14 protein-coding genes are annotated in these 12,442 nt (G+C 38.5%); 13 read left to right on the top strand and 1 reads right to left on the bottom strand.

Going from position 1 to position 12,442, the window contains the following annotated elements:
• Positions 1–32: 32 nt before the first annotated feature.
• Positions 33–1,454, bottom strand: coding sequence for a PLP-dependent aminotransferase family protein (locus RAH34_RS08210; RefSeq protein ID WP_306595808.1), 1,422 nt, complete (start codon positions 1,452–1,454; stop codon positions 33–35).
• Between the two features lie 97 nt (positions 1,455–1,551).
• Here RAH34_RS08210 and RAH34_RS08205 point away from each other — a divergent pair, with 97 nt between their 5' ends.
• The 13 genes from RAH34_RS08205 (at position 1,552) to RAH34_RS08145 (ending at position 12,441) form a co-directional block, all read left to right on the top strand.
• Positions 1,552–2,436, top strand: coding sequence for a DMT family transporter (locus tag RAH34_RS08205; protein ID WP_114820102.1), 885 nt, complete (start codon positions 1,552–1,554; stop codon positions 2,434–2,436).
• A 636-nt stretch (positions 2,437–3,072) separates the two neighbouring features.
• The gene (locus RAH34_RS08200; protein ID WP_114820104.1) at positions 3,073–3,669 is read left to right on the top strand and encodes a Crp/Fnr family transcriptional regulator; all 597 of its coding nucleotides are present in this window, start codon (positions 3,073–3,075) and stop codon (positions 3,667–3,669) included.
• Between the two features lie 56 nt (positions 3,670–3,725).
• On the top strand, positions 3,726–4,340 hold the full coding sequence (locus RAH34_RS08195) for a Crp/Fnr family transcriptional regulator (protein ID WP_306595807.1): 615 nt from the start codon (positions 3,726–3,728) through the stop codon (positions 4,338–4,340).
• 215 nt (positions 4,341–4,555) lie between these two features.
• Entirely contained in the window at positions 4,556–5,311 is a 756-nt protein-coding gene (locus tag RAH34_RS08190; RefSeq protein ID WP_306595806.1) for a stress-induced protein, read from the top strand.
• A gap of 72 nt (positions 5,312–5,383) precedes the next feature.
• Positions 5,384–5,971: a ferritin-like domain-containing protein gene (locus tag RAH34_RS08185; RefSeq protein WP_306595805.1), complete on the top strand. Its 588-nt coding sequence runs from the start codon at positions 5,384–5,386 to the stop codon at positions 5,969–5,971.
• Positions 5,972–6,033: 62 nt separating this feature from the next.
• Positions 6,034–6,336 carry a hypothetical protein gene (locus RAH34_RS08180; protein ID WP_306595804.1) on the top strand — a complete coding sequence of 101 codons (303 nt, stop codon included), beginning with the start codon at positions 6,034–6,036 and terminating at the stop codon, positions 6,334–6,336.
• Positions 6,337–6,351: 15 nt separating this feature from the next.
• A complete protein-coding gene (locus tag RAH34_RS08175; protein ID WP_306595803.1) occupies positions 6,352–6,729 on the top strand; it encodes a hypothetical protein in 378 nt (125 codons plus the stop codon).
• A 58-nt stretch (positions 6,730–6,787) separates the two neighbouring features.
• The gene (locus RAH34_RS08170; protein WP_306595802.1) at positions 6,788–8,926 is read left to right on the top strand and encodes a catalase; all 2,139 of its coding nucleotides are present in this window, start codon (positions 6,788–6,790) and stop codon (positions 8,924–8,926) included.
• A 48-nt stretch (positions 8,927–8,974) separates the two neighbouring features.
• Complete coding sequence (locus tag RAH34_RS08165) at positions 8,975–10,153, top strand: zinc-dependent alcohol dehydrogenase (protein WP_306595801.1); 1,179 nt, start codon at positions 8,975–8,977, stop codon at positions 10,151–10,153.
• A gap of 34 nt (positions 10,154–10,187) precedes the next feature.
• Positions 10,188–10,688, top strand: a complete 501-nt coding sequence (locus RAH34_RS08160; RefSeq protein ID WP_114820111.1) for a CinA family protein — start codon at positions 10,188–10,190, stop codon at positions 10,686–10,688.
• Between the two features lie 5 nt (positions 10,689–10,693).
• Positions 10,694–11,491 (top strand): SDR family oxidoreductase, encoded by a 798-nt coding sequence (locus RAH34_RS08155; RefSeq protein ID WP_306595800.1) that lies wholly within the window; start codon positions 10,694–10,696, stop codon positions 11,489–11,491.
• An 11-nt stretch (positions 11,492–11,502) separates the two neighbouring features.
• Complete coding sequence (locus RAH34_RS08150; protein ID WP_034698239.1) at positions 11,503–12,249, top strand: SDR family oxidoreductase; 747 nt, start codon at positions 11,503–11,505, stop codon at positions 12,247–12,249.
• 27 nt (positions 12,250–12,276) lie between these two features.
• Complete coding sequence (locus tag RAH34_RS08145) at positions 12,277–12,441, top strand: hypothetical protein (protein ID WP_162800882.1); 165 nt, start codon at positions 12,277–12,279, stop codon at positions 12,439–12,441.
• Position 12,442 lies beyond the last annotated feature (1 nt).

The raw sequence follows: 12,442 nt of genomic DNA, 5'->3' as shown, positions 1-12,442 counted from the left end.
TTATTCACTGGAGCTTCAGGCCTCCATCTTCCTTACTTTAAATAAATCTTTTTGGCAAGCTGTCCGACCTGTCTCAGTTTTGCCTGTGTATCTTCCGACCATGGAAGCCCTATGCAGAGCCTCATGCAGTTTTCAAACTGTTCCTGAAAGGTAAACATTCTTCCGGGAGCGATACTGATATTCTGTTTGATGGCCAGATCGTATAATTCTGTTGTACGGATCTTTTGATCAAATTCTACCCATAAAGACAAACCTCCCTGCGGACGACTGGTTTTTGTGCCTTCAGGAAAAGATTCTGCAATGGTCTGTACATAGTTCTGATAATTGAACTGTAATGTTCTGCGAAGCTGCTGAAGATGTTTTTCATATTTTCCGGATTTCAGAAAGTTGGCAACAGCTTCATTTACAATGGAAATAGAAGACGTAGAATGCAGAAGCTTAAGTTTCATGATTTTGTCTTTATATTTCCCCGGAGCAATCCAGCCTACACGATATCCGGGAGCCAAAGTTTTTGAAATAGAGCTGCAATAGAGTACATTTCCGTCCTTATCGAAAGATTTACAGCATTTCGGACGACTGGAACCAAAATAAAGGTCCCCATATACATCATCTTCTATCAATGGAATATTATTTTCAGAAAGTATTTTTACAATTTCTTTTTTATTTTCATCAGGCATACAGCTTCCCAAAGGTGAATTGAAATTGGGAATCAACAAGCACAAATCTATTTTTGGAATTAATTTTTTTAAAGCCTCAATTTCAATTCCGGTAGTGGGATGGGTAGGAAGTTCAAGCACTTTTAAACCCAAACCATTGGCAAGCTGAAGAATTCCGGGATAACAAGGACTTTCAATAGCAACGGTATCTCCTGGTTTTCCTAAAGCCATTAAACAGAAAGAAAGAGCATTCATTCCGCCATTGGTGGTAATCAGGTCATTTTCGCTCAGATTTCCTCCCCATTGCAAGGAACGTACAGCAATCATTCTTCTTAATTTCAGATTTCCCTGAAGTTCTTCATATTCGGTACCGCCATCTTTTAATTCCCTCGTGGCGTTTACAATTTCTTTCTTCAGTTTAGCCTGCGGTAAAAGATCTCCGGAAGGAATTCCTATAGAGAAAAAGGTAAGATCCTTTTTACCCATATTTTCATATACCTTACTGATGAGTTCGTCCGGTTCATCATTATTGGCGATCAATGACGGGCGGCTTACTTCAGGCAAAGGAAGTTTGGCAGAGAGCAGCTGGCTTACAAAATAACCGGATTGCGGTTTGGATTCTACCAAAGACTGGGATTCCAGTTCAAGAAAAACACGCTTGGCCGTATTCATGCTCACCTGATGTTCCTGGCATAGCATTCTCACGGAAGGAAGTTTGTCTCCTGTCTTTAGAATACCACTTCTGATCTGTCCTGCAATTCCATCAGCAATTTCTGTATATAAAAATTCTTTACTCATATTGTTAAACTGTGCTCATGCAAATATACAAAACTGATACTGTGTTTATCTAATTATCCTTTTTAATTTTGAACATCAATTAAAAACTTTGAATAAAATGATGACAAAACAACTATCAAAAGATGAAAATATAAGTGGCTGGATCAATGGATTTATTGGCGTAGTCTTATTTAGCGGAGGTTTGCCGGCCACTAAATTAGCTGTAATGGAAATGAGTCCTACTTTTGTAACGATTGTTCGTGCAGCTGTTGCAGGAGTCCTGGCACTGATCGTATTATGGCTGGGGAAAGAAAAACGTCCTGTAAAAAAAGATCTGATTCCATTATTATTGGTTTCTCTTGGTTGTGTGGTAGGGTTTCCTCTTCTTTCTGCGTTAGCGCTTCAATATCTTACTTCAGCGCATTCTATTGTATTTCTGGGAATGCTGCCGTTGGCCACTGCTGTATTTGGTGTCATGCGTGGTGGTGAAAGACCTCATCCTATATTTTGGTTTTTTTCGATTGTGGGAAGTCTTCTGGTGATTGGCTATGCTGTTTCACAAGGAATATCGGCATCACCTATTGGCGATATTCTGATGCTTCTTGCCGTTATTTTATGTGGTATGGGCTATGCTGAAGGCGCTAAATTATCCAAAACATTGGGCGGATGGCAGGTGATTTCCTGGGCTTTGGTATTGGCATTACCAATTATGATTCCTTTATTTTTTATTTATTTTCCGGCGGATATTGAGAATGTCAGCTTCAAGGGATGGTTTGGAATGGCCTACATTTCACTGTTCAGCATGTTTATTGGTTTTATATTCTGGTACAAGGGATTAGCACAGGGAGGAATTGCAACTGTTGGGCAGCTGCAGCTGCTTCAGCCTTTCTTTGGGCTGGCACTCGCGGCCTGGCTTCTTCATGAGCAGGTGAGTATGGGAATGCTGGGGGTGACAGTGGGCGTGATATTATGTGTAGCAGGAACAAAGAAATTTGCGAAATAATTAAATATAAAGAATTATGACTTAAGTCATAAGAAAACGACTTCATAATAGTCTACCTTTGATCTATCACCACAAAATAGAACAGTATGAAATTTATGATGTCAACCTTGCTGATAGGAATTATTGTCCTGAGCTGCAAAAAAGAATCGAGGACAGAAACCCATGTTACTACAGACACAGTCATAGCTGATACCGTCAGGACGGACTCTGTTTCAATAAATCCAATCCCTTCCGATACAGTTCGAACTGATACGCTTTCCTCAAAAAAACGTACAGATACGGCAGGAAGTCCTAAAAATAAAATACCAAAAAAGTAGCAACTTTTTCTGTAATTACTTTGAAAAACCTGTTCTCATTAAGTGAAAACAGGTTTTATTATTTTATATACCGATATATTATTGAAACCACAAATTTAAAAATGTGGTATCAAAAAAGCAATTTAATTGCGTTTTTAGTAATGATATTTGATCAATAACTGTAAAAATACTTAAAGTTATTAAAATTTTTAACTTTTTTTAACTTTTAAAATAAACAATAAGGTGTAGTTTTTGCATGCAACATAGGATCGATTACCAGTGATATTTTTACTAAGACTAAGAAGCGGGGAAGAAGAAAACAACGCCAAAAACAACTATTATGGTTATCGACGAAAACATTTTGATTTCAGCAGGAGCAGAAACGAGACACTATAGCCCTTCAGAAGTAATATTCTGTGAGGGAGATATTCCTACCTATTATTACCAGATTATTAAAGGAGAAATAAAACTCAACAATTATAATGAGGAAGGAAAAGAATTTATTCAGAATATATTATCAGACGGGGAAAGCTGCGGGGAGTCTATTCTGTTTATAGAGAAACCTTACCCTATGAATGCTGAAGCCATTACAGAATGTAGTGTTCTGAGGCTTCACAAATCTGTATTTTTCAATTTGCTGAATCAAAATCCTGAATTGTACATGGAGGTTAACAGCTTTCTTTCAGAACGCCTGTATTATAAATTCATTATGATGCAGAGCCTCTCATCTCAAAATCCTTCTATACGACTGAAAGGACTGATGGATTATCTTAAAAGCTTCCAAAAGGATCTGACTCCGTATTCTTTTTTGATTCCGTTAACGAGGCAGCAGATGGCAAGCCTGACGGGCCTTTGTGTGGAAACCGCAATAAGAACCATTAAGCATATGGAAAGGGATAAAATTTTAAGAATTGAAAACCGTAAAATTTTATACTAAAAAAACATTTTAGGTATATTATTTGCGTTTTTCTTTACTTAAAATATATTAAAGTTATGAAAACAATAAGTTGTATGAATATTGAAGAAAGTCTTCTGTATTCATTCGGTGGAGAAGAAAGGAATTATAAGAAACATGAAGTTGTTTTTAAAGAAGAGGATCATGCACTTTATTATTTTCAAATTGTTGAAGGAAAAGTAAAACTGAATAATTATAATGAAAACGGAAAAGAATTCATTCATAATATTCTGGGCAAAAAACAAAGCTTTGGAGAGGCCATGCTTTTCCTTCATCAGAATTATCCCATCAATGCTATATCCCTTGAAGATTCCCGGATTATAAGGCTTCCCAAAAATAATTTCTTTGAAATGATCACGGAAAATCCGAATCTTTCACTGGAAATGAATGCCTGCCTTTCACAGGAAATTTTTTATAAACTGAAAATGATGCAGAGCCTTGCATCAGAAAATCCGATGCAGAGGCTGAAAGGCTTATTGGATTATCTTAAAAGCTATCATGATGAAGACTGTCATCATTGTTTCCATATTGCCTTTACACGCCAACAGATCGCCAATCTTACAGGTCTGCGTGTAGAGACAGTGATCAGAAATCTGAAAAAAATGGAAAAGGAAGGAATGCTCACTTTAAAAGATCGTAAAATTCTATATTAATTTCAATAACATGACCCAGGTCATAAATAAGTGAATTATTCTTTCATACATTTGTTATAGTTCTTCAACACAATTCTTAGGCCCTTAGTAAAAGGCACGCAAAAAAGCATTTGCTTTTTATATTCATTAAAATTACCGACACCTAACTGTTGCCGTCTCATACTAGTCACGGACTGCAATACCTATCACTAAATAATAATATAAAAAATTCAGTTATGAACACTAGAAATTCAAGAAACAACAGTTCAAGAGGACGTTCGCATTCGCCGGAAAACCTTGAAGAAGTATATCAATTAGGGTATGATCATGGTTTCAATGATGCCACTCAAGATGAAGATTACGACGATGATTTTTCAGAATATGAAAATTATTTTGATGAATATGATGACGATGATGATTATGATGAAGATGACTATGATGAGTACGATGACGATGATTATGATGACGATGATGACGAAGATTACGACGATGATGATGATCAGAGAGGCCGCAGCGGAGGAAGAGGCGGTTCCAGAAGTGGAAACGGAAATCAGCAAAGAGACAGCCAGGGAAGATTTACTTCCGGCAGAGGAGGATCACGTGGAAGCAGTTCTGGGGGTAATTCTCGTGGAAGGTCAAATTCAGGTTCAGGAGGACGAGGCAGGTCATCATCAGGAAGTGGTACTTCCGGTAGAGGAGGATCAAGTAGTAATTCCCGTAACCGTTCCAATTCAGGTTCAGGTTCCAGATCGGGAGTAAGATCTTCCAGTTCTGAATCCAATTCAGGAAGAAGGGGTTCTAATTCAAGATCAGGAAATAGCAGTAACAGTAATAGTTCGGGCCGTAGTTCCGGTTCAGGCAGTTCCAAAAGAGGATTTGCTGCGATGAGTAAATCTGAGCGTACAAGAATCGCCAGAATGGGCGGACAGGCATCCCACGGAGGCGGAAGATCTTCAGGTCGTTCCGGATTCGGTGGCAGACGTAATTCATAATTCTTTTTCCAGGATTGCCTCTTTAGATCTATATAAAGAGGTAATCCTTTAATCACAAACACCATTTACACTATGCCCAATAAAATATTAGAAACAGACACTGCAGTTCCTGTTACCAAGAAAGGTACGGCAGATAAAGATACAGTCAACAAGGATGAAATGAAAAGTTCTCCGCTGCATAAGTTCTTTGTAAGTGCTCTTAAAGATATTTATTATGCAGAAAATGCCATTCTTGAAGCGCTGGAAAAGATGCAGGAAGCCGCAACAACGGAAGAACTGAAGGATGCGTTTGAAGATCATCATCTTCAGACCCAAAAACACGTTAAACGACTGGAAAAAGTATTCCAGCTTATTGACGAGAAACCTGAAAAAAAAGAATGCAAGGCTATTAAAGGAATCATCGAAGAAGGTGAAGAAGTCATCAAATCCACAGAAGATGGTTCTGCAACAAGAGATGTAGCATTAATTATTGCCGCACAGAAAGTAGAACATTACGAAATTGCCACTTACGGCGGGCTGGCCCAGCTAGCCATAACCATGGGGCACGATAAGGCTGCAGATCTTCTTGAAAGAACCCTTCAGGAAGAAGAAGATACGGATTCGTATCTTACCGATATTGCGGAGACATCCATCAATTTCGATGCAGAACAAGAAGACTAAACTATGCAATAAGCCATGTAGCTTGTTCTATATGGCTTATTTTAATCATGAAATCAAAATATATGGACTGTCAGAAAATTATAAAAATACTGAAACACAAAGATTTTGTAAAAGTCTCCCACACAGGGACGTGTTTCGAAGATGGAGCTGCAATTTATGCTAAAGAGATCAAAGAAAATATCTTCCTGCTGTTTATCATTCTGAAAGATATTGATATTGAAAATATACAGGCGTTAATTGCTCATTTCGATTGTTTTGGCAGTATAGGCTTAAAAGAACCGGAACAGATCATGTTTTATTTATCCATCAAAGATAAAAATGACCTCCATTATTTTGAACAATATCTGAGAGCTTCCCATAACTAATACCATTTTTTGAATATGACATTTGAAAACGACACTTTGCAACATTCCGGTCTGAATGATAAAAATAATGCAATAGAGAATGAGTCTTTATTTCCGCCTATTATCAATTCTTACGGAGTTACAGCTTTTCTGATCAAGTCTCTGGAAAAAATTAAAAACAATGCTACCTGTGAAGTTCTTAAAGGAGTAATAGATACTTATCTGGAAGAATACATCCTTAATATCCGCGAGTTTCATACGAAAAACACAACAGAAACCACAGATAGAGATGCAGAGATAAGATTTGAATCCCCATCCTTCACTTTGTATGCCAAAACAGCTTATTATAAAGTTCTGAAGGAAGAAGAGTATATCAACAGGCTTCTTGAAATTCTGGGAAATAAGACAGATTAATTTCTGTGTCCCATGATTTACTGCTTTTGAAAGAAAATACACCAACCACAAAAAGATTATGAATATGAACACCAACGAACACAACAAGAAAGCAGAACAACTGGATGTACACAGTACTTCCAATAAAAATGAAAAACTGACTACCAATCAGGGGCTTAAGATTAATAATAATCAGGACTCCTTAAAAGCGGGAGAACGTGGCCCTTCATTGCTGGAAGATTTTATTCTGAGAGAAAAGATTACCCATTTTGATCATGAGAGAATTCCTGAAAGAGTAGTTCATGCACGAGGGTCCGGCGCTCACGGGGTTTTTAAACTTAACAAAAGTCTTGCAGGATATACCAAAGCCAGATTTTTAACAGAACTGGGAAAAGAGACTCCGGTTTTTGTAAGATTCTCTACCGTTGCCGGAAGTAAAGGAAGTACAGACCTGGCGAGAGACGTAAGAGGTTTTGCAATAAAATTTTATACTGACGAAGGGAACTATGACCTTGTTGCCAATAATATGCCTGTGTTTTTTATTCAGGATGCGATTAAATTCCCGGATCTGATACATGCTGTGAAACCCGAACCTGATAATGAAATTCCACAGGCTGCTTCTGCCCACGACACCTTTTGGGACTTTATTTCACTGATGCCCGAAAGTATGCACATGATTATGTGGATAATGAGCGACAGAGCCATTCCGAGAAGTCTCAGAATGATGGAAGGCTTTGGGGTACACTCTTTCAAATTTATCAATGAGGAAGGAAAGTCTCATTTTGTAAAATTCCATTTTAAGCCCAGACTGGGAGTGCATTCCGTTGCATGGAATGAAGCTCAGATTCTTTCAGGAATAGATTCTGATTTTCATAAAAGAGATCTCTGGGAAGCCATTGAAAACGGTGATTATCCGGAATGGGATTTCGGAGTACAGTTGATTCCTGAAGAAGATGAACACAAATTTGATTTTGACCTTCTCGATCCAACAAAACTGGTACCCGAAGAAGAAGTTCCCGTAGAAATTGTTGGTACTTTAACGCTTAACAGAAACCCTGATAATTTCTTTGCAGAAACCGAGCAGGTTGCTTTCCACCCTGGCCACATCATCCCCGGAATTGATTTTACCAATGATCCTTTGCTTCAGGGAAGATTATTTTCATATACAGATACTCAGCTTTCAAGACTGGGATCACCCAACTTCCATGAAATACCGATCAACAGATCCATCAATACGGTTCATAACAATCAGAGAGATGGCCATATGAGGCAGCAGATTGTCAAAGGAAAAACAAGCTATGAACCTAATTCTATCGGAGGAGGCTGTCCTTTCCAGGCCATGATGTCTGAAGGTGGATTTGCTTCCCAGCAGGAAAGAGTTTCCGGAGAGAAAGTAAGAGAAAGAAGTAAAAGTTTTGTTGATCATTATTCACAGGCTAAACTATTTTATAACAGCCAGTCGACACCTGAAAAATTACACTTGCAGAATGCTTTGATTTTTGAATTGTCTAAAGTGACACGTCCGGAGATCAGAGAGAGAATGGTGGGACAATTAGGATATATTGATATGATCCTGGCTTGGAGAGTAGCAGAAAAAGTAGGAGTAGAAGTTAAAAAACTGGATTGGCCTAATCAGAGCTTACCTGCGGACAGTAATATTGTAGAACTTCAAAGTGAAGAAAGGGAACCTAAAACAAAAATTTCTGATGCATTAAGTATGAGACATACGGTGAAAGACACCATTAAAAGCCGAAAAATAGGATTTATTCTGGCCAACGGAGCTGATGGTGGTGCAATCAATGATCTCAAAACACAACTTGAAACAGAAGGAGCAAAAGTGGAATTGATTGCCCCAAGTCTGGCTCATATAAGAACCAATGATGGCGCAGAACTGGCCCCGAAACATACGCTGACCAATACTTCAAGTGTGTGCTTTGATGCCCTTTATATCTGTTCCGGTGCAGATTCCGTAAGTGAGCTGATGATTGCTGAAAATAAGCACCTTGTTCTGCATTTTATCAACGAAGCATATAAACACTGTAAAGCCATTTATTTCGGGACAGATACTCAGGTCCTTTATCATAATTCCAATGTATCAGCAAAACGGCATGACGATCCGGGAATTATTACCTGGGAAGACGGAAAACCAACCGATAAATTTATTAATGCCATAGCCAAACATAGAGTCTGGGATATTGAAATGGAAAGAAACGCTTAAATCATAAACATCCTTCACACCACACCAATCACTTTAAATATTCAAATTATGAAAGCAGCAGTTTTTCACTCACCAGGTAAGATTACCTGTGATACCGTAGAAGATCCCAGAATTCTTGATGAACGCGATATTATTCTGAAGGTGACCTCCACAGCAATATGTGGCAGTGACCTTCATATGTACTCCGGGGGAATTCCCCAGGCCAGACCCATGGTTATGGGTCATGAATTTATGGGCATTGTAGAAGAAACCGGAAGAAATATCAGTCATTTAAAAGTAGGTGACAGGGTAGTAGTACCTTTTCCCATAGCTTGTGGCAGCTGTTTTTTCTGCCAGCATGATCTTCCCACAGCCTGCGAGCACAGCAATCCTGATCATTACGGTCCTGAAGGAGGAATTCTCACAGAAAAAGGAGGTGCATTATTCGGATACAGTGATCTTTACGGAGGTTATGATGGCGGACAGGCACAATATGTAAGGGTTCCGTATGCGCATTTTGGTCCAAGAAAAGTTCCGGAAAACCTTACTGATGAACAGGTTTTATTTCTTACAGATATTTTTCCCACTGGCTATACAGGTGTAATGTGGGGAGAATTGAAGGGAGGAGAAACCGTTGCCGTTTTTGGCGCTGGTCCTGTAGGTACAATGGCTGCCAAAAGTGCTATTCTGCATAATGCCAAAAAGGTTATTGTAATTGATACTCTTCAATACAGATTGGATCGTATTAAAATGCTTACCGGATGCGAAACCATTTTGTGGGAGGATGCAGACAGCGCTATAGAGCAGATCAGAGATATGACAGACGGCCGTGGAGCCGATCTTTGTATTGAAGCCGTAGGCTTTGAACCAGAAAGAAGTTTTATAGACCGTGCAAAAGCAGTAATAAACTTCGAAAAAGGCTCTATTAAGGTTCTGGAAGCATGTATGAGTGCCGTAAGACGAGGTGGTACCGTATCTGTTTTAGGAGTTTATCCTGTCAATTATGATAATTTCAGACTTGGACAAATTTTTGACAAGGGAATTACCATTAAATCAGGACAGTGTAATGTTCATCCAATCATAGACAAACTCATGGATTATGTGGTAACCGGAAAAATCACCCTTGATGATGTAATTACACACCGTTTATCCCTTGAGGAAGTAAGTAAAGGGTATGAAATCTTTGATAAAAAAGAAGATGGATGTGTAAAGGTCGTTCTGGACCCGTGGAAGCTTACAAGCTTTTAGAATAAATACAAACTAATATTCAAATACACTATTTATGGATTTTCAACAAAATCTTCTTGAATATATAAGCCAGTCACTCATGACCATTGATGAGAGCATTTCCATTGCAGAAAGTGTTACGTCAGGATGTCTGCAGCTGGCTTTTTCACAGATGCCGAATGCTTCAATGTTTTATAAAGGTGGAATGACAGCTTATTCCTTACCTGAAAAAGTAAGACTGTTAAACGTCAACAGAAGGGAAGCAGAAGAATGTGACTGTGTTTCCGAAAATATTGCAGAAACAATGGCATTGAATGTCGCCAAATTATATGAATCTGACTGGTCTATCGCCACAACGGGCTATTGTACGCCTATCCGCAATTCTGGCTATAAAATATTCGCCTATTTCTCATTTTCATATAAAGGTGAGATTATTCTGACTAAAAAGCTGGAACTGCATCCCAAAACACAGGCTCTGAACGCCCAGTTATATTATACAGAATTTATTTTGGGCTGTTTTAAAAGTGAGCTTAACAGGCTTTTAATCTTAAAATAAAATCTATGGAACGCAAAAATCAATTTGCACTCATTACAGGTGCAACCAGTGGTATTGGTTATGAACTCGCGAAACAGTTTGCCATGAATGGCTATGATCTTGTAATTGTGGCCAGAGATCACGAAGAACTGGTAAAAAAAGCCGACGAACTTAAAAATTATGGCATAAATGTCATTAGCATCTCTAAAAATTTGTTTTTAGAAGAAGAAGCCTATTCTCTTTATTCTGAATTGAAAATGAATGCGATAAGTCCTGAAATATTAGTTAATGACGCAGGACAGGGAGTGTATGGGAAATTTCAGGATACGGATATTCACAGGGAAATAGATATTGTTCATTTAAATATTATTTCGGTTCTCATCCTTACAAAGCTCTTTGTTAAGGACAGGCTTCCAAAAGGATCAGGAAAAATTCTTAATCTCGCTTCTGTGGCCAGTAAAGCTCCCGGTCCATGGCATTCGGTATATCATGCTACCAAAGCATTTATTTTGTCGTGGTCTGAGGCCATTCGTGAAGAGTTGAAAGACTCCGGAATTACAGTAACCGCACTTTTACCCGGACCTACAGACACCGACTTTTTTAATAAAGCAGATATGAACCGCAGTAAAATACTGGAAGATAAAGATAGTCTGGCCTCTCCGGAAGAAGTGGCAATTGATGGCTATAATGCTCTGATGAACAATGAAGATAAAATAATTTCAGGCCTGAAAAATAAACTATCCGTAGCGATGACCAATCTTACAAGTGATAGTATGGCCGCTCATAGAATGGCAGAAATGCAGAAACCTACAGAACAGGAATAAAAGATTGTGGAATGGGAAAATTAGATCATAAATCTGTTTTGATTACCGGAGCCGACAGCGGAATTGGTAAGGCAGTGGCACTTCTCTTTGCTTTAGAAGGAGCAGACATTGCCATTATTTATCATTCAAGCCATGATGATGCTGAAAAAACAAAAACAGAAATTGAAAATTTGAATAGAAAATGCATCATCTTTCAAGGAGATATCAACGATTATGAATTTTGCGAAAAAACAGTGAGAGAAGTTAATGCATCATTCGGAAAAATTGATATCCTTATCAATAATGCAGGCGTCCAGTTCCCGGCAGAAAGCATAGAGCAGCTTGAAGAGAAAAATATCAGACAAACCTTTGATTCCAACATTGTCGGAATGATTTTATTAACGAAAGTTGTATTTCCTTATCTGAAAGAAGGAAGCTGTGTAATCAATACCACTTCCGTTTCCGCTTATCAGGGACATCCTGAGCTCCTTGATTATTCTGCTACAAAAGGCGCTATTGTTTCTTTCACCCGCTCATTGGCACTGCAGGCCAAGCCAAAAGGAATACGCATTAATGCGGTTGCTCCGGGACCTGTAGCTACGCCACTTACTGAAGAGACTTTTGATGAAAAAGAAGAAAATCCGGACAAACCACCTCTGGAAAGAAATGCAACGCCCGAGGAAATAGCTTTCAGTTTTCTTTTTCTGGCAAGTCCGGATGCCTCACAAATGACAGGACAGGTACTGCATCCCAACGGTGGTTTGATTGTAAATGGGTAAAGAGTAATCGATTAAAATATTTTATATATGAAAACAACAGCTTTTATTTTAGGAGTACTCAGCTTATTTGCTTTTGCTTCTTGCAAATGTAATATTGATGAAGATGAAAACAGAAAAAGAGACCAAAAGAATAACCCGCCCAGTGCCGGCAAAACAGGTCTGCCTGAAAGTGATACCCTGAGTATCAGATAAG

The sequence above is a fragment of the Chryseobacterium sp. WLY505 genome (assembly GCF_030846215.1).
In the GTDB taxonomy this organism is placed as follows: domain Bacteria; phylum Bacteroidota; class Bacteroidia; order Flavobacteriales; family Weeksellaceae; genus Chryseobacterium.
This window is presented reverse-complemented; position numbering and strand designations above follow the sequence as displayed.